Here is a 15,307-nt window from a genome sequence, read left to right as displayed (position 1 = left end):
CCGAAATCGACGGGTGGAATTTCCTCAGATTTCCTGACCATGCTTGCAACGCTACGGCCACACCCAAGTTGCTAAACCGAGTTGCAAAACCGAGTTGCTAAACCGAGGTTCGGGGTTCATGGCGCGTCGTTGGGGAGCGCTGATAGCCAGCGTTCCAATTCCTCACGGCGGATGACCGCCTTCGAATTGGCATACGACGCGACAAGGTTGTTCCGATGGATTTCGCCGCGGATGGTGCCCTGGCTGTAGCCGGTCGCGGCTGCGGCCTCAGCGACCGTGAATGCGAGCTTCGTTGTGTACGCAGGCCCGCGTTCCATCTCAGCGCGCACCACTCTCCGAATGAGTTCCTCCTGCAAGAGGAAGACTTCGAGTTCCGGGTTCGGCTCGTGCCGGTCTAGGTCGGGCGGGAAGGTGGCCTCGAGGTCGCGGGGGATCTCAGGATGAGTTTCGAGGTATGCAGGGAGGTCGTCCCATTTGCAAGGTAGCTTCGCGCGGCGTACCGCATACGAACCACGAGCAGGACCGTCATGGACCATGATCTTGATCATCGCGTCGTAGTGCGGCCCGGGATCAACCACGAACGCCCTGAAGAGCGGCCACTTACTCCTGTGGCGGTAAGCCCAGTACTCGCCTGCCTTGATTCCGAGCGGCCCTCCCATTGGCATTTGCCGATGGTATCTGACACGCAGTTTCGGCTCGAGAGGTAGTCGATGCGCCGAGCAGTTTCCCGAGAGACGTGGCGTGAGTATTGCAACTTTCAATGCCAATTACATTGCCAACTACATTGCAACCTTCAATGCCAACCCACAGAAGTGGGCTAAATATGTTAGATTTTAGGAGTAACGCCCCAGGACTATTCGGTTATCCGGACTCCTGGGGCGAAAGACTTTAAGCGGCGCAAATAGTGCATCCTGATTCACATGGATCCCGCTAGCATCGCAACCTTCCCCGACTCAATTGGCTCGGCCCGGTTCCAGCGCTACTTGGATCGCTACCCTGGCCGCAACGATCTCGCCGCAAGACTCTATCTTTGGAACCTCGAAGTCGCAGGCGCCTACTGGGGGCCTATCAGCCTCTTGGAGGTAGCCCTGCGAAATGCGGTGCACGATCGCATGAAGCTCGGCCGGTCCGATGAGTGGTGGCTGACCACACAACTCGCGCCCTACGAGGCCGCGGCCCTCACCCGAACCATCGACAAGGTGTTCAATCGCAAAGGCACACTTATGTGCGCGGACGACGTTGTCGCTGCAACGTCCTTCGGATTCTGGGTTGGGATGCTGAGTGGCGGCATCGCTCGTGACCCTCAGTTCGATTACGAAACGCGCTTCTGGCAAACGCGTCTAGTCCACGCGTTTCCGGGACTTCCGTACGGGAAACGGAAGTACTTCCACGGAGAGCTCCTGCAGGTACAGCAATTGCGCAACCGGATCGCCCATCACGAACCGGTGTACCACTTCAATCACACAGTGATGATTGGTCGGATCGTCGAGCTGGCGTCCTACGTGAACTCAGATCTCTCCGACTACATCAATCGTGCAGAACGCGTTACTGGAGCAGTAGCGCGGATGCCCGACGCTGTTTCTCGGGGGGACTGCATTCTCTAGACTTGATACGCGCGGGCCGGCGCGCTCCCCTCGAGAGGAGCACCCGGCCTTTTGCGTTACTGGCAGCCGAAACTTCGATCCGTCCGCCGTGGCGAGTGGATCATGTTCGACGACATCACACGAATCGCGATCATTCGCGAGGTTCAGGCTGGCACCCCGGCTGAGCCGATGCTGCTCGCCGAGACTTGGTCAGCCGAGCCCTCTGAGCGCATCCTGCTCGGGTACTTTCCTGAAGGGCGGCTGCGCTTCGCAGCTGACGTCGTGTGGAGCGTCTACCGGCGCGAAGCAGAGGCCGCCGATGGCCCGTGACGAGCCGAAGTGGCATCCGCTCTTAGCTGCTGTCGAAGGGCCGCCAATGACGTGGCTGCTGCTCGACACCTACGACCGCGAGTATGGTCGCATAACCGCAGTACGAGTCGATGGCGAACCGATGTACCGGCTTGAGTTCCGAGACGAACACATCGGCTACGAGGCGACGCTTCGGAAGGCCGTCGAAACGGTGCATCAGCGCTTCATTCGCGCCCACGCGCCAGGTGGTTTCGCACCGAGCCCGTGGCCAAGCACCGGACGAAAAGGGCGCTGAACGTCGGGTGAACGTTGGTCATTGGCGCTGATAGTCTCCGCTTCGTGGCCCTTAGCGATGAGCAGCTTCGTAATCTGCGCGTAGAGATGATCAGCGCAGAAGTAGATCGCGAACTTGCGGTTAACGATGCACGTCAATCGAACGCGCTGGCGAGGGCATCCATCGTGCTTGCAGCGACGAGCATCACCGCGATTGTGCAGGCCGCTTCCCCTGGGGAGTTCGGCCCGGAGACACTGTCTATCGTGCTAAACATCTTGGCCGGTCTATCCTCTTTGGCGGCAGTTCGGTTGTGGAAAACTAAGGCCCTTACGGTGGAGGCTTCCGACTTAAGGGGGTGGATGTCTGTGGATCCGGGGGCACTCCGCGAGCGACTCCTTGCAGACAAGCTTGATGAGCTTTCCCACGCACGGGGTGATCTGACAAAGAAGAATCACTGGGTAGGGCTGAGTTTTCGCTTCCTGGTGGGAGCATGGGTGTTGAGTCTGCTATTGACGTTTGCCCCCGACATGTGAGGACACGCTCGTGAACGACAAGAACGAACCAGGCAATGATGACTGGCTTTCGCCGGCGGCGAAAGACGTCAAGTCAGGGGTGAAGGACGTGCTTACCGCAAGCGGTGAACCCGTCGATCAGAACCCAAACATCGTGCGTCTGTCAGAGGATGCCGGAGAGTAGTCCTGAACGCACTGGATCACTCTCGAGACTGAGAGCCTTCGAAGTTGGTGCTACTCCAAGATGACATTGGCATCGGTGTCATACGTTGGCGCGTCATCGAGTGTCTTCTCCCGCGGCAGTTGATCGGCTGGGATTGGTCCACCGATCCCGTGGATCCGCCAACCTCCCAGCGACGGTCGCCATACGAGCGCGACATACGCGACCTCCGATTCTGGCTTCTGAGCGACGCGGGCTTGACTGCCCTCGACCAGCTTTATGAACGCTACGTCAGCGGCACCGGGAACACGGAGGGTCCGATTCGAGATCGCGAGACGATCCAAGAACTCCCGCGCGCCATCGAAGCTACCCCAGTGCTGTATCGATTCCGGCGTGACCACCGATTGCAACGCATCGACTTCGATGGGATCTGTTGAGAGAAGCTCGTGGAAGCGCGCGACGACTCGCGAAGGGTGCCCCTCTGGCAGCCCCCAATGGGCAACGTAAGCCTCGCCGCCATCTGTCCAGTTGGAGTCGGTCATTCTTGGAGCTCCGTTCGTTCCTTCGATGCGACCTGCACGCCGCATTCGGTGCATACCCAGCCGACCATTGCGTACGACTCACCACGCAGCAGGCGGTGCGACGGGTCGATCGGGCATCGGATGTTCTCATTCGAATTGGTGGTTGCCATGTCCCGAGCCTCCGTCCGATTGGGCTCGGTGACTTCGCGACACGCGCAGTGTCGAAGCGATCGGAACGCCGCTACTTCTTATGCGGCTTGATCGGCCCAGCATCGAACGAACGTGGCTCTTGCCGGCCGGCCCATTCGCCCCGCCTACGGCGTCCTGGCGGGCATCCTCGACATAGCCGTGAAGGACAGGCGAATCCCGTCAAACCCGGCCCGTGGCGTCAACCTCCCGCGGAAGAAGAGCAAGCGCCACGCCTACCTCACGAACCAGCAGGTGACCGTCCTAGCTCTGCAAGCAGGCGTCCACGCCACCATGATCCTGACACTCGCATACTGCGGTGTCCGGTGGGGTGAGGCGACCGGACTTCGTGTTCGCGACGTTGATCTCAAACGTCAGCGAATCAACGTGGTCGAGAACGCCGTAATGGTCGGCGGGACCGTGCATGTCGGCACACCCAAGACGCACGTCTCTCGGTCTATCGCGTTCCCCGCATTCCTGCGGCCCATGCTCGAGGACGCGATCAGCTCCCGGCCCTCCGATCAGATCGTGTTTGGCGACGGCCATGACCACATGAAGCTCCCCCACTCCAAGGCTGGCTGGTTTGCCTACGCTGTTCGCCGAGCCCAGAAGTCAGACCCAACCTTTCCGCGAGTGACACCGCACGATCTCCGGCACACAGCAGCGTCGCTGGCAATCTCAGCCGGCGCGAACGTGAAAGCCGTACAACGGATGCTCGGACACGCCTCGGCAGCCATGACGCTCGATGTCTACAGCGACCTGTTCGACGACGATCTGAACGCCGTTGCAGACCGACTGGATGCCGCGTACCGCGAAGCCAATGTGTCCAAAATGTGGCCAGACGCGGTGTCGGCTTAAAGCAGAAACGCCCCGGACCCTTGCTACTGCTCGGATCACGGGGCGAATCAGATGGCGGTACCGGTGGGATTTGAACCCACGGTGGGCTTTCACCCACACAACTTTTCGAGAGTTGCACCTTCGGCCGCTCGGACACGGTACCGAGGACAATCGTAGACGACGAGGCCGCAACCACCAAAACGAGCGGATGCCTCAGCAGATGTTCAGCCTGCATGCAGCTCACGCGAAGCGTGCAGCAATACGTTCTGCTCGTGACCGTCTCCCCCATCTCCCGTGCCGACGCCCCGCGCCAGAGCCTCACGGCCGGCGCGCGGCTCGCCGCGTCGACCGTGCTCGGCAGCTTCGGCGTGCGTCCGTTCCGCGAGCGGGTGCGCGAGAACCGATCGACCCTGAACGAGACGCTGCCTGTGCACTCGAAGTGGTGGCGCGACCACGCGAAGGCCGACGGCGAGCTGCTCTACGTCGCGATCGGCGACAGCGCCGCGCAGGGCATCGGCGCCTCCCGCCCCGACCGCAGCTACGTCGGCCAGATCGCCGATGAGCTGCGCGAGTCGACTGGACGGAGCGTCCGCGTCGTGAACCTCAGCGTCTCGGGCGCCACCACGGCGCTCGCGGTGCGCGATCAGCTGCCGCGCTTCCGCGACATCCGTGCCCTTCGACCCGATGTCGTCACCGTCTCGATCGGTGCGAACGACATCGCCGACTGGAGCCCGGAGCGGTTCGACCGCAACATCCGCTCGATCTTCGCGGAGCTGCCGCTGCACGCCGTCGTCGCCGACCTGCCGTGCTTCCACTTTCCGCAGAACGAGCGCAAGGTCGCCGAGGCGAACCGGATGCTGCGCGCCGCCGCCCGCGAGCACGGACTCGTCGTGGCGCCGCTGCACGAAGCCACTCGGCGTCAGGGCCTGCGCGGCATCCTGACGCAGTTCGCGCGCGACATGTTCCACCCGAACGATCACGGCTACGCCGTGTGGGCCGAGGCGTTCCGGCCGGCGATCGCGGGCGTGCTGCGATCGCGGCGCCGCGAGTCGCTGAGCTCGTTCGAGCGCATCATCGAGCGGCAAGCCGCCTGACGACGACCTCGGCGTCCTCGCCGACGCCGAGCAGCAGCGGGGATCTGCGCGTGCGCATCCACGGCACCCCGACGAAGGACAGGCCGGGCACGCGAGCGCTCGCCCCGTCCTCCTGCACCGGGAAGCCCATGTCGTCGACGATCTCCGGCAGGTCGATCCAGCCGTAGTCGGGGCGGAATCCCACGGCGTTGACGACCACCCCGAGCTCGTCGAGGAGCGGCGCCGTAGCAGCGACGAGCCCGGTCGAGGGCCGTTCAGGCAGATCGGGTACCGGCAGGCCCTGCGACCAGCACAGGCGCCCGATCCCCGCGCAGACCTCGTGGAACACGTCGTCGCCGAAGGCGACCGACTCCGCGAGATCGTCGGCGACTCGCACCCGCGCCCCGTCGACGCCGGTAACGTGGCCGAGCAGCTCGACGCCGTCTGCGGCGAGCGCGCGGAGGTTGACCTCGTGCCCGCCGTGCGCGCCGGAGATGAGCGGGTTCGACACGTTCCGCACCGCCGGCGACGGCATATCCGCGAGGGTGTCGTCGAAGAAGCCGAGCTCGTTCAGCCAGTCGATGATGTCGCGCCCGTCGACACGACGCGGCATCGCCGGGGCCCGGCTCGCCGCGAGCACGACACGACGGCCGGCATGCACGAGTTCATGCGCGATCTGGCAGCCCGACTGGCCGCCGCCGATGACGAGCACGGTGCCGCCGGGCAACGCGTCGGGGGCCCGGTACTCCGTGGCCGCGACGACGGGCACCTCTCGGCCGATCTCCTCGACGAACCCGGGCCGATGCTCGCGCTGGTACGCGCCGGTGCAGACCACGACGCGACGGGCCCGGATGCCGCCCGCCGCCGTCTCGGCGACGAAGCCGTCGCCCACGCCCGCGCTCCGGAGCGACTCGACGCCGGTCCGCTCCTGGATCGGCGCGGCGAAGGAACTCGCGTAGTCGCGCAGGTGCGCGCCGATCTCGTCGCGATCGAGGTAGCCGGCGGGGTCGTCGCCCCGGTACTCTCCGCCCGGCAGCCGGATGGTGTGATTCGGCGTCACGAGCCGGAAGCTGTCCCAGCGGGTGTCCCATGCTGCGCCGACACGCTCGCGCTCGAGCACCACGTGATCGATGCCCGAGGCCGAGAGTCCGTGGCTGACCGCGAGCCCGGCCTGGCCGGCTCCGATGACGAGCACGTCGACGTCCGCCCGCATGCCGCTCAGGGTACGCCGGGGCGACCCCGGCGGCCAGCGCATCGACCGCGGGCGCCGCGCCGCGCCTCCCGCTGTCGGCGGCCGCAACTAGTCTCGGGGCATGGCCCGCTCCACCTCCACGTTCCGTTGCTCCGAGTGCGGCTGGAGCACCCTCAAGTGGGCGGGTCGCTGCGGCGAGTGCCAGCAGTGGGGCACCGTCGTCGACGTGGCCGAGGCCACCGGCATCGTCCGCGCCGTGCAGGCCGTGCAACTCGGCGAGGCGCGCACGGCGCGATCGATCGTCGACGTGCAGACCGAAGACGCGGCGCACCGACCGAGCGGCATCGGCGAGTTCGACCGCGTGCTCGGCGGCGGCATCGTGGCGGGCGCCGCCATCCTGCTCTCGGGCGAGCCCGGAGTGGGCAAGTCCACGCTCCTCCTCGAGGTGGCGGCGCGCGTCGCCGGCACCGGTCGCCGCGTGCTCTACGTCACCGCAGAGGAGTCGGTCGCACAGGTGCGGCTCCGCGCCGGGCGCACCGGAGCAGTGCACGACGAGCTCTACCTCGCTGCCGAGACCGACCTCGCGACGATCCTCGGTCAGGTCGACGCCGTCTCCCCCGCCCTCCTCATCGTCGATTCGGTGCAGACCGTCTCCTCATCGCTCTCCGACGGCCTTCCGGGGCAGCCGAGCCAGGTGCGCGAGGTCGCCTCGACTCTCATCCGCGTGGCGAAGGAGCGGCAACTGCCCGTGCTGCTCGTCGGCCATGTCACCAAAGACGGCTCGATCGCCGGGCCGCGTCTGCTGGAGCACCTGGTCGACGTCGTCTGCCAGTTCGAGGGCGACCGGCAGACCGCCCTCCGCTTCGTGCGTGCGCTCAAGAACCGGTTCGGCCCCACCGACGAGGTCGGCTGCTTCGAGATGACCGGCGAAGGCATCGCCGAGGTCCCCGACCCCTCGGGTCTCTTCCTCTCGAGCGGCCGAAGCGCCGTGAGCGGCACCTGCGTCACCGTGGCGCTCGAAGGGCGGCGTGCGCTGCCGGTCGAGGTGCAGGCGCTCGTGGTCTCCACGAAGGCCCCGCAGCCGCGCCGCGTCGTCAACGGGGTCGACCCGTCGCGCGTCGCCATGATCATCGCCGTGCTCGAGCGCCGAGCGGGGCTCAAGACCCTCGGTGAGCACGACGTCTACGTCTCCACCGTGGGCGGCGTGCGGCTCGCAGAGCCCGGCGCCGACCTCGCGATCGCCGTGGCGATCGCCTCGGCCATGCGCGACCGTGCCGTGCCGCACGAGCTCGCGGCGTTCGGCGAGATCAGCCTCGCCGGCGAGGTGCGTCCCGTCACCGCCGCGAAGCAGCGCGGCGCCGAGGCCAAGCGGCTCGGCTACACGATGATCCTCGACGTCGAGGCGGGCAGCGTGCACGCGGCCGTGCAGCGCGCCATGATGGCCGCAGCCGACCCGCGCGAGCGCGAGCTCGACGCCGCGTTCTAGCTCGCTCGACGCGCCGGCACCGCGCGCACCGGCCGGCAGCTCAGACGACGGCGTCGATCACCGGACACGTCGGATGCACCGGCCCCGACTCGACCAGCAGGGCGAGCGCCGCGCGCACCCCGCGCAGGTCGGCGATGCGCTGATCGAGTTCGGCGAGCTTGTCGGCGACCTGTTCCGCGACATCGTCGAGCACGATGCGCTCGGGCTCGTCGGAGAGCGCCAGCACCTCTCGCACCTCGCGCAGGGTGAACCCGAGCTCTTGCGCGCGGCGGATGAACCGCACCCGCCGCACCGAGTCCGGAGAGTACTGGCGGTACCCGCCTCCCGAGCGACCGTCGGGCGAGAGCAGCCCCTGCCGTTCGTAGAACCGAAGCGTGCTCACCGCGACGCCCGAGGCGCCGGCGAGCGGGCCCGTCGTCAGCGGCGACGCAGTCGGAGCAGTCCGCTGAGCTGCAGGATCAGCCATGTCACCTCCCCGATCAGGAACACGACGATCGTCGCGCTCTGCCCATTCAACAGCGCCCAGATCATCCAGAGCGAGAACACCGCTCGCCCGATCGTGTCGATCGCGATGAACCGGGCCTCGGGGCGCAGGATCCGGGCGATCGCCCACATGGTCACGGCGGTGCCGAACATGCTCGTGAACATGAGCGCGGTGGGGTCGAGCTCGGGCAGCTGCGCCCCCTGCAGGTTCAGTGCCTCGTGGAGCGATCGGGTCAGGGCGAGCAGGAGCGACGCGGTGACGGGCGTCGCGAACCCGACGGTCACGATGAGGTCGTAGACGGCGCCGGCGCGACCCCAGCGCACGCGCTCGAAGGAATCGTCGGAGGCGGAGCGGAGGGCTGTGGAGGATGAGGTTGCGGTTGCGGTTGCGGTTGCGGTCATGCCGCCAGTGTCGACCGTGAACCACGGTGCAGGGTCAAGCGGGTCGAGCCTGCTTCCTCCCGATACCGTTGAGCGTTGCATGCGACGCGAAGGAGCGAGATGAACGACCACACGGAATGCACGGGCCGAACCGACGGAGCGCTCCGATGAGCGCCCTGCTCGAACCGAGCCTCGCGTTCGCCTTCGAGCTCAGGGTCGAGGTCGACGGCGAGCGTCACATCGGCCGCGGGGCATCCGAAGCTCTGGGCTTCACGCCGATCACGGGCGGTACCGTGACCGGTCCTCGACTGAACGGCCGCGTGCTGCCCGGCGGCGGCGACTGGTGGGTCGCTCGCGGCGACGTCACGCAGCTCGACGCCCGCTATCTTCTCGAGGCCGACGACGGTTCGGTCATCGACGTCGTGAACCGTGGCTACTACGTCGCCTCCGACGAGCTCGAGCAGCGGCTGGCGGCCGGCGAGCCGGTCACCGAGGCGGAGCTGTACTACCGAACCGCGCCGGTCTTCCAGACGGATGCCCCGGCCCACCGGTGGCTCGCCGAACGCCAGTTCATCGGCATGGCGAGGCCGGAGCCGGGATTCGTCTGCATCCGGATCTTCGAGCTGCGCTGACCCGACGCGCGCGAGACACGTCTCGGGCTACGCCTCGAGCGCCTTGAGCAGCTCGGCCGGCGGCGCCTGCATCGGATGCGGCCCCGCGATGTCGAGGAACACCGTGGTGATCGTCGACTCGTGCCGCTTCAGGAAAGTGCGCAGCCACGCCGCGCTCTGCAGCCCCACCGCGGGCGGCAGGTTCTCGGGCTTGTTCGCGGCGTCGCTGAAGAGCAGCAGCGCGACGTCGCCCGTCTTCGGGTCGCGGTAGGTCCACACCTCGCCGCCGTCGAGCGGCTTGTCACGCGGGCCCGGCTTCACGAGCGGCACCACGGTGTTGCCGTGGCGCAGCGCCAGGGCGACCGCCGCGATGTCCTGCCGTTCGAGCGCCTCGGCGAGCGCCTGGGAGCGGAACTCCACGGGCTCTGCGGCCTGCTTCCGTCGTGCCTTTCCTGCCATTCCTCAAGGGTACCGAGCGGATGCCGCGGGGCCGCCCTCCGTCCGCCCTCGGCGCACTCCGAGGCATCCATCCGAGACGAAAACGGCGCCGCCAGGACTGGGGAATGGACTTCCCCGAAAAGCGACCTAAGATGACTGTGCCGGACCGTGAGGGTCCGAGGTGTCGACGAAGACGACGGCGTTCTCGTAGACCCCACGGCGCCGGCGCATTCCACCGTTCAGCACTCGTGTCGCGACCGCGCGGCGACCCGGTCGCCGAGCCCCCGGGCCCTTCCGCTCAGTAGAGCAGGAACTGCTTCTGCTCGGCCGACTCGAACCCGTCGACCGTCACCGCCAGGTGGTACGAGGCGCCGCCTGCGGGCACCGTCTCGCGCGCGCCGCTGCAGGTGTCGGGAGTCGAGCGCGTGCGGTCCCAGATGATCGGCACGCTCGAGCTGACCGGGGTTCCCGGCGTCAGCGAGACCTCGGCGTCGATCGCGTCGACCATGCAGTCCGTCGAGGTCCAGTACTGCTCGGCGCCGCTCGTCACGGTGAAGACCTGCGCCTTCGTGCCCGCGTTCAGCACGCACACGTTCTTACCGGTGTTGGTGATCGTGAGCGACAGCTGCGGCTGCTCCCCCGGCTCGTAGGAGGACTTGTCGGTGACGGCCTCGACGAGGACGTTCTCCGGCGCGCAGGGATCGCCGTCGGCAGCCGTGGGCTCCGTCGGGATGGCGGTCTCCGGAGCCGTCGTCGGCTCCGCGCTCGGCGAGGCGCCGCCACTGGGCTCTTCGCCCTGGCTCGCACCCGGCCGCACGATGACGAGGACGATCGCGATGACCACCGCGATCAGTCCGATCAGCACGACGATGCGCCGACGACGGTACACCTGCGGTGACTGCCGCCCGGCCGGTGTGTTCGTCGACATGCACACAGGGTACGGCGGGGATGCGCGAGGCCCCGGTATCCGCTCGGCGTGCCGTTTCTGGTCTCAGGGACGTCTCAGCGCGCGCGAGCCTCCGAACGCACGGATCTCGGCGCCGCCGCCCCTAGAGCAGCTTCAGCATGCGGGTGTTGCCGAGCGTGTTCTGCTTCACTCGCGCGAGGTCGAGGAACTCGGCGACACCCTCGTCGTTCGAGCGCACGAGCTCGGCGTAGACCGAGGGGTCGACGGTCTCGGACCCCATGTCGACGAAGCCGTGGCGACCGAAGAACCCGGTCTCGAAGGTCAGGCAGAAGAGCCGGGTGAGGCCGAGCTCGCGTGCCTCCTCCTCGAGCGCCGCGAGCAGCGCGTGGCCGACGCCGTGGCCGAGCCACGCGTCGTCGACGGCGAGCGTGCGCACCTCGCCGAGGTCCTCCCACATGACGTGCAGCGCTCCGGCGCCCACCAGGCGGCCGTCATCGGTCTCCGCGACGCGGAACTCCTGCACGGCGCCGTAGAGGTCGACGCGCTCCTTTCCGAGCAGGATGCGTCGCTGCACGAGTGGCTCCACCAGCTCGATGATCTTCGGCACATCGCTCGTGCGCGCCCGGCGCACGTGGAACTCGGTCATCCTGCCATCGTATTCGGCGGCGGGTACGACGAAGGGCGGATGCCGCAGCATCCGCCCTTCGAATCGTGTCGGCTACTCGCCCGACGCGGCAGCCAGGTCGGGCGTCGCCGGACCGGTGCCGATCGCGGCAGCGCTGTTCACGCTGACCGACACGGGCAGCTCGCGCTGCGTGGTCGTGAAGAGGAACTCGCCGTCCTTGAAGTCGACGTGCACGTGGTCGCCCGAGTTGAGCTCGCCGTGCAGGATCTTCTCGGAGAGGCGGTCTTCGACCTCGTGCTGCACCGCGCGGCGCAGCGGACGGGCGCCGAGGGACGGGTCGAACCCGACCTCGATGAGCCGCTCCTTGGCCGACTGCGTGAGTTCGATCGTCATGTCGCGGTCGAGCATGCGCTCGCTGAGCCGCTTGATGAACAGGTCGACGATCTGCAGCAGCTCGGGCTTGGAGAGCTGCGGGAAGACGATGATCTCGTCGACGCGGTTCAGGAACTCGGGCTTGAAGTGCTTCTTCAGCTCCTCCTTCACCTTGCCGCTCATCAGGTCGTACCCGGTGCGCGAGTCGCCCTCGAGCTGGAAGCCGACGGGGCCGCCCGAGATGTCCTTCGTGCCGAGGTTGGTCGTCATGATGATGACCGTGTTCTTGAAGTCGACCACGCGACCCTGACCATCGGTCAACCGGCCCTCTTCCAGGATCTGGAGGAGCGAGTTGAAGATGTCGGGGTGCGCCTTCTCGATCTCGTCGAACAGCACGACGCTGAAGGGCTTGCGGCGAACCTTCTCGGTGAGCTGGCCGCCCTCCTCGAAGCCGACGAACCCGGGAGGGGCGCCGAACAGGCGCGAGACCGTGTGCTTCTCGCCGTACTCCGACATGTCGAGCGAGATCATCGCCGCCTCGTCGTCGAAGAGGAACTCGGCGAGCGCCTTGGCGAGCTCGGTCTTGCCGACGCCGGTGGGGCCGGCGAAGATGAACGAGCCCGACGGGCGCTTCGGGTCCTTGAGGCCGGCGCGGGTGCGGCGGATGGTCTTGGCGAGTGCCGAGATGGCCTCCTCCTGACCGATGACGCGCTCGTGCAGGGCCTTCTCCATGAAGACGAGTCGCGACGACTCCTCTTCGGTGAGCTTGAAGACGGGGATGCCGGTGGCCTGTGCGAGCACCTCGGCGATCAGGCCCTCGTCGACGACCGCGGTGGTCTTGACGTCGCCCGACTTCCACTGCTTCTCGAGGCGCAGACGCTCGCCGAGGAGGTTCTTCTCCTCGTCGCGGAGGGAGGCGGCCTTCTCGAAGTCCTGCTCCTCGATCGCGGTCTCCTTCGCAGCACGAACGACGGCGATCTTCTCGTCGAACTCGCGCAGCTCGGGCGGGCTCGAGAGGATCGAGAGGCGCAGGCGTGCGCCGGCCTCGTCGATCAGGTCGATCGCCTTGTCGGGGAGGAACCGGTCGGAGATGTAGCGGTCGGCGAGGTTCGCCGCCGCCACGATGGCGCCGTCGGTGATCGAGACCTTGTGGTGGGCCTCGTAGCGGTCGCGCAGTCCCTTGAGGATGTTGATCGCGTGGGGCAGCGACGGCTCGGCGACCTGGATCGGCTGGAAGCGGCGCTCGAGCGCGGCGTCCTTCTCGAAGTGCTTGCGGTACTCGTCGAGCGTGGTCGCACCGATGGTCTGCAGCTCGCCGCGAGCGAGGAGCGGCTTCAGGATCGAGGCGGCGTCTATTGCGCCCTCGGCGGCACCCGCACCCACGAGCGTGTGGATCTCGTCGATGAAGACGATGATGTCGCCGCGCGTGCGGATCTCCTTCGTGACCTTCTTCAGGCGCTCTTCGAAGTCTCCGCGGTAGCGGGAGCCGGCGATGAGCGAGCCGAGGTCGAGCGAGTAGAGCTGCTTGTCCTTCAGGGTCTCGGGCACCTCGCCCTTGACGATGGCCTGTGCGAGGCCCTCGACGACGGCGGTCTTGCCGACACCGGGCTCGCCGATGAGTACGGGGTTGTTCTTCGAGCGACGCGAGAGGATCTGCATGACCCGCTCGATCTCCTTCTCGCGCCCGATCACGGGGTCGAGCTTCGACTCGCGAGCGGCCTGCGTGAGGTTGCGGCCGAACTGGTCGAGGATCTGCGAGCCGCCCTGCGGGGTCGTCTGCTCGTTGGCACCGACCTGCACCTGCTCCTTGCCCTGGTAGCCCGAGAGCAGCTGGATGACCTGCTGGCGCACACGGTTGAGGTCGGCGCCCAGCTTGACCAGCACCTGGGCGGCGACGCCCTCGCCCTCGCGGATGAGCCCGAGCAGGATGTGCTCGGTGCCGATGTAGTTGTGGCCGAGCTGCAGGGCCTCGCGGAGCGAGAGCTCGAGCACCTTCTTGGCGCGCGGCGTGAACGGGATGTGCCCCGTCGGCTGCTGCTGGCCCTGGCCGATGATGTCCTGCACCTGCTCGCGCACGGCGTCGAGCGAGATGCCCAGCGACTCGAGCGCCTTGGCGGCGACGCCCTCACCCTCGTGGATGAGCCCGAGCAGGATGTGCTCGGTGCCGATGTAGTTGTGGTTGAGCATCTTGGCCTCTTCTTGGGCCAGGACGACGACACGACGGGCTCGGTCGGTGAATCTCTCGAACATCTCTACTCCTCACGACCCCGCTGGGTAGGGGCGCCGATACAACGAGCGTAAACAAGGCGGATGCCCCGTGGGGCCCTGTTCGCCGTGGGCGCATCACGATCGACGGTTGACGAGCCAGCCCGAACGCCCTAACGTATCGTTTATCGTTGTTATCGATAAACGTTAGGATCTGAGATGGACACGACCACGGCACGCTCGATCACCCGTTCCGATGCGGTGGGTCTCTGGCTGTTCATGGCCGCCGGGGCGATCATCGCCGTCTGGGGAATCATGGCAGCCGTGCTGCGCATCATCGAGATCGCGCCGAACCGCGACGTCAGCGTCGCGGCCGAGTTCGCCGGAACGCCGGCTGATGCGCCGATCGGGCCGGGCGGCTCGTCGGTGGAGGTCGCACTCGACCAGGCCGTGCTGACCGTTCCCGCACTGCCCGGTGCATCGTGGGCGGCGCTCATCGCCCAGCAGGTGATCGCCGCGACGACGATCGGCGTCGTCGTCGTCTGTCTCCTGATGCTCTGCTGGGCGGTCATGCGGAATCAGGTCTTCAGCGGCCGCAACACCGCCTTGGTGGCCGTGGCCGGCATCACCGGGACCATCGGCTTCGCGGCCGTGCCGTTCTTCGGCAACATGGCCGCCAACGGCGCCTTCACCCGTCTCAGCGACGGCGACTTCGACAACGTCGTGATGTCGGTCGACCTGATGCCCCTCTTCTTCCTCGCCTTCGTCGCTGCCATGGCCGCGACGGTGTTCACGGTCGGCGACCGACTGCGGCGCGACACCGAGGGACTCGTCTGATGGCGCCGGCAGAGCCCGACGAGGCATCCGATGTGCACTGCAGGCTCGACGAACTGCTCGCGGCACGGGGCATGACGCTCACCCGCCTCAGCGAACTCGTCGGCGTGAGCGTCGTGAACCTCAGCGTGCTGAAGAACGACCGGGCCCGCGCCATCCGCTTCTCGACACTGCAGGCCGTCTGCGAGGTGCTCGACTGCGAGATCGGTGACCTGCTCGTGCTCCGACCTGGTCGGGGCGCGACGACGTGACTCGGCGGGGTTGAACGACGGCGGGCCGCCGGGGTCTCCCCCGACGGCCCGCCGTTCAGCGCTCGGC

21 protein-coding genes and 1 tRNA gene are annotated in these 15,307 nt (G+C 67.0%); 11 read left to right on the top strand and 11 right to left on the bottom strand.

Annotated elements, in window-relative coordinates; genetic code table 11:
* Positions 1-116: 116 nt before the first annotated feature.
* The gene (locus BUR99_RS09190; RefSeq protein WP_143231561.1) at positions 117-665 is read right to left on the bottom strand and encodes a hypothetical protein; all 549 of its coding nucleotides are present in this window, start codon (positions 663-665) and stop codon (positions 117-119) included.
* Between the two features lie 255 nt (positions 666-920).
* Here BUR99_RS09190 and BUR99_RS09185 point away from each other — a divergent pair, with 255 nt between their 5' ends.
* The 5 genes from BUR99_RS09185 to BUR99_RS20265 all read left to right on the top strand — a co-directional run bounded on the left by BUR99_RS09185 (position 921) and on the right by BUR99_RS20265 (position 2,862).
* Positions 921-1,604: a hypothetical protein gene (locus tag BUR99_RS09185; protein ID WP_074260029.1), complete on the top strand. Its 684-nt coding sequence runs from the start codon at positions 921-923 to the stop codon at positions 1,602-1,604.
* Positions 1,605-1,706: 102 nt separating this feature from the next.
* The gene (locus tag BUR99_RS09180; protein WP_074260028.1) at positions 1,707-1,913 is read left to right on the top strand and encodes a hypothetical protein; all 207 of its coding nucleotides are present in this window, start codon (positions 1,707-1,709) and stop codon (positions 1,911-1,913) included.
* A 46-nt stretch (positions 1,914-1,959) separates the two neighbouring features.
* Positions 1,960-2,187, top strand: coding sequence for a hypothetical protein (locus BUR99_RS20000; protein ID WP_234980801.1), 228 nt, complete (start codon positions 1,960-1,962; stop codon positions 2,185-2,187).
* Between the two features lie 44 nt (positions 2,188-2,231).
* Positions 2,232-2,699 (top strand): hypothetical protein, encoded by a 468-nt coding sequence (locus BUR99_RS19995; protein WP_143231560.1) that lies wholly within the window; start codon positions 2,232-2,234, stop codon positions 2,697-2,699.
* 10 nt (positions 2,700-2,709) lie between these two features.
* Positions 2,710-2,862, top strand: coding sequence for a hypothetical protein (locus BUR99_RS20265; protein WP_159440978.1), 153 nt, complete (start codon positions 2,710-2,712; stop codon positions 2,860-2,862).
* Between the two features lie 50 nt (positions 2,863-2,912).
* On the opposite strand, the gene BUR99_RS19990 is transcribed toward BUR99_RS20265, so the two are convergent.
* Both BUR99_RS19990 and BUR99_RS20260 read right to left on the bottom strand, forming a co-directional pair.
* Positions 2,913-3,380, bottom strand: a complete 468-nt coding sequence (locus tag BUR99_RS19990) for a hypothetical protein (RefSeq protein WP_143231559.1) — start codon at positions 3,378-3,380, stop codon at positions 2,913-2,915.
* Positions 3,377-3,529: a hypothetical protein gene (locus tag BUR99_RS20260; protein ID WP_159440977.1), complete on the bottom strand. Its 153-nt coding sequence runs from the start codon at positions 3,527-3,529 to the stop codon at positions 3,377-3,379. Before BUR99_RS20260 ends, BUR99_RS19990 begins: the two co-directional genes overlap by 4 nt.
* A gap of 112 nt (positions 3,530-3,641) precedes the next feature.
* Here BUR99_RS20260 and BUR99_RS09165 point away from each other — a divergent pair, with 112 nt between their 5' ends.
* Positions 3,642-4,403 carry a tyrosine-type recombinase/integrase gene (locus BUR99_RS09165; RefSeq protein ID WP_074260025.1) on the top strand — a complete coding sequence of 254 codons (762 nt, stop codon included), beginning with the start codon at positions 3,642-3,644 and terminating at the stop codon, positions 4,401-4,403.
* A 52-nt stretch (positions 4,404-4,455) separates the two neighbouring features.
* On the opposite strand, the gene BUR99_RS09160 is transcribed toward BUR99_RS09165, so the two are convergent.
* Positions 4,456-4,545 (bottom strand) — tRNA-Ser (locus BUR99_RS09160).
* Positions 4,546-4,654: 109 nt separating this feature from the next.
* On the opposite strand from BUR99_RS09160, the gene BUR99_RS09155 reads away from it, so the two are divergent.
* On the top strand, positions 4,655-5,476 hold the full coding sequence (locus BUR99_RS09155) for an SGNH/GDSL hydrolase family protein (protein ID WP_234980800.1): 822 nt from the start codon (positions 4,655-4,657) through the stop codon (positions 5,474-5,476).
* On the opposite strand, the gene BUR99_RS09150 is transcribed toward BUR99_RS09155, so the two are convergent.
* A complete protein-coding gene (locus BUR99_RS09150) occupies positions 5,454-6,668 on the bottom strand; it encodes a flavin-containing monooxygenase (RefSeq protein WP_074260024.1) in 1,215 nt (404 codons plus the stop codon). The genes BUR99_RS09155 and BUR99_RS09150 overlap by 23 nt on opposite strands.
* A 100-nt stretch (positions 6,669-6,768) precedes the next feature.
* Here BUR99_RS09150 and radA point away from each other — a divergent pair, with 100 nt between their 5' ends.
* On the top strand, positions 6,769-8,133 hold the full coding sequence (gene radA, locus BUR99_RS09145; protein WP_074260023.1) for a DNA repair protein RadA: 1,365 nt from the start codon (positions 6,769-6,771) through the stop codon (positions 8,131-8,133).
* A gap of 40 nt (positions 8,134-8,173) precedes the next feature.
* On the opposite strand, the gene BUR99_RS09140 is transcribed toward radA, so the two are convergent.
* Together BUR99_RS09140 and BUR99_RS09135 are read right to left on the bottom strand one after the other, a co-directional pair.
* Entirely contained in the window at positions 8,174-8,599 is a 426-nt protein-coding gene (locus BUR99_RS09140) for a heavy metal-responsive transcriptional regulator (RefSeq protein WP_074260022.1), read from the bottom strand.
* On the bottom strand, positions 8,551-9,018 hold the full coding sequence (locus BUR99_RS09135) for a hypothetical protein (RefSeq protein ID WP_143231558.1): 468 nt from the start codon (positions 9,016-9,018) through the stop codon (positions 8,551-8,553). The genes BUR99_RS09140 and BUR99_RS09135 overlap by 49 nt, the downstream gene beginning before the upstream one ends.
* Before the next feature lie 146 nt (positions 9,019-9,164).
* Here BUR99_RS09135 and BUR99_RS09130 point away from each other — a divergent pair, with 146 nt between their 5' ends.
* The gene (locus BUR99_RS09130; protein ID WP_074260020.1) at positions 9,165-9,629 is read left to right on the top strand and encodes a DUF3237 domain-containing protein; all 465 of its coding nucleotides are present in this window, start codon (positions 9,165-9,167) and stop codon (positions 9,627-9,629) included.
* Between the two features lie 27 nt (positions 9,630-9,656).
* On the opposite strand, the gene BUR99_RS09125 is transcribed toward BUR99_RS09130, so the two are convergent.
* From BUR99_RS09125 to BUR99_RS09110, 4 genes are all read right to left on the bottom strand, one after another.
* The gene (locus BUR99_RS09125; protein ID WP_074260019.1) at positions 9,657-10,067 is read right to left on the bottom strand and encodes an SseB family protein; all 411 of its coding nucleotides are present in this window, start codon (positions 10,065-10,067) and stop codon (positions 9,657-9,659) included.
* Positions 10,068-10,344: 277 nt separating this feature from the next.
* A complete protein-coding gene (locus tag BUR99_RS09120) occupies positions 10,345-10,974 on the bottom strand; it encodes a hypothetical protein (protein WP_074260018.1) in 630 nt (209 codons plus the stop codon).
* A 121-nt stretch (positions 10,975-11,095) separates the two neighbouring features.
* Entirely contained in the window at positions 11,096-11,599 is a 504-nt protein-coding gene (locus tag BUR99_RS09115) for an amino-acid N-acetyltransferase (RefSeq protein WP_074260327.1), read from the bottom strand.
* 72 nt (positions 11,600-11,671) lie between these two features.
* Positions 11,672-14,200, bottom strand: coding sequence for an ATP-dependent Clp protease ATP-binding subunit (locus BUR99_RS09110; protein WP_074260017.1), 2,529 nt, complete (start codon positions 14,198-14,200; stop codon positions 11,672-11,674).
* Between the two features lie 174 nt (positions 14,201-14,374).
* Here BUR99_RS09110 and BUR99_RS09105 point away from each other — a divergent pair, with 174 nt between their 5' ends.
* Both BUR99_RS09105 and BUR99_RS09100 read left to right on the top strand, forming a co-directional pair.
* Entirely contained in the window at positions 14,375-14,992 is a 618-nt protein-coding gene (locus tag BUR99_RS09105) for a DUF2975 domain-containing protein (protein WP_074260016.1), read from the top strand.
* Complete coding sequence (locus BUR99_RS09100; RefSeq protein ID WP_074260015.1) at positions 14,992-15,240, top strand: helix-turn-helix domain-containing protein; 249 nt, start codon at positions 14,992-14,994, stop codon at positions 15,238-15,240. The genes BUR99_RS09105 and BUR99_RS09100 overlap by 1 nt, the downstream gene beginning before the upstream one ends.
* The last annotated feature ends 67 nt before the right edge of the window (positions 15,241-15,307 follow it).

Source organism: Agromyces cerinus subsp. cerinus (genome assembly GCF_900142065.1).
Lineage (GTDB): Bacteria > Actinomycetota > Actinomycetes > Actinomycetales > Microbacteriaceae > Agromyces > Agromyces cerinus.
This window is presented reverse-complemented; position numbering and strand designations above follow the sequence as displayed.

What these genes read in the sequence shown, in the direction of transcription:
- BUR99_RS09190 (WP_143231561.1), bottom strand. Translation starts at nt 665, where the DNA reads ATGCCAATGGGAGGGCCGCTCGGAATCAAGGCAGGCGAGTACTGGGCT.
- BUR99_RS09185 (WP_074260029.1), top strand. Translation starts at nt 921, where the DNA reads ATGGATCCCGCTAGCATCGCAACCTTCCCCGACTCAATTGGCTCGGCC.
- BUR99_RS09180 (WP_074260028.1), top strand. Translation starts at nt 1,707, where the DNA reads ATGTTCGACGACATCACACGAATCGCGATCATTCGCGAGGTTCAGGCT.
- BUR99_RS20000 (WP_234980801.1), top strand. Translation starts at nt 1,960, where the DNA reads ATGACGTGGCTGCTGCTCGACACCTACGACCGCGAGTATGGTCGCATA.
- BUR99_RS19990 (WP_143231559.1), bottom strand. Translation starts at nt 3,380, where the DNA reads ATGACCGACTCCAACTGGACAGATGGCGGCGAGGCTTACGTTGCCCAT.
- BUR99_RS20260 (WP_159440977.1), bottom strand. Translation starts at nt 3,529, where the DNA reads ATGGCAACCACCAATTCGAATGAGAACATCCGATGCCCGATCGACCCG.
- BUR99_RS09150 (WP_074260024.1), bottom strand. Translation starts at nt 6,668, where the DNA reads ATGCGGGCGGACGTCGACGTGCTCGTCATCGGAGCCGGCCAGGCCGGG.
- radA (WP_074260023.1), top strand. Translation starts at nt 6,769, where the DNA reads ATGGCCCGCTCCACCTCCACGTTCCGTTGCTCCGAGTGCGGCTGGAGC.
- BUR99_RS09140 (WP_074260022.1), bottom strand. Translation starts at nt 8,599, where the DNA reads ATGGCTGATCCTGCAGCTCAGCGGACTGCTCCGACTGCGTCGCCGCTG.
- BUR99_RS09135 (WP_143231558.1), bottom strand. Translation starts at nt 9,018, where the DNA reads ATGACCGCAACCGCAACCGCAACCGCAACCTCATCCTCCACAGCCCTC.
- BUR99_RS09130 (WP_074260020.1), top strand. Translation starts at nt 9,165, where the DNA reads ATGAGCGCCCTGCTCGAACCGAGCCTCGCGTTCGCCTTCGAGCTCAGG.
- BUR99_RS09125 (WP_074260019.1), bottom strand. Translation starts at nt 10,067, where the DNA reads ATGGCAGGAAAGGCACGACGGAAGCAGGCCGCAGAGCCCGTGGAGTTC.
- BUR99_RS09120 (WP_074260018.1), bottom strand. Translation starts at nt 10,974, where the DNA reads ATGTCGACGAACACACCGGCCGGGCGGCAGTCACCGCAGGTGTACCGT.
- BUR99_RS09115 (WP_074260327.1), bottom strand. Translation starts at nt 11,599, where the DNA reads ATGACCGAGTTCCACGTGCGCCGGGCGCGCACGAGCGATGTGCCGAAG.
- BUR99_RS09110 (WP_074260017.1), bottom strand. Translation starts at nt 14,200, where the DNA reads ATGTTCGAGAGATTCACCGACCGAGCCCGTCGTGTCGTCGTCCTGGCC.
- BUR99_RS09105 (WP_074260016.1), top strand. Translation starts at nt 14,375, where the DNA reads ATGGACACGACCACGGCACGCTCGATCACCCGTTCCGATGCGGTGGGT.
- BUR99_RS09100 (WP_074260015.1), top strand. Translation starts at nt 14,992, where the DNA reads ATGGCGCCGGCAGAGCCCGACGAGGCATCCGATGTGCACTGCAGGCTC.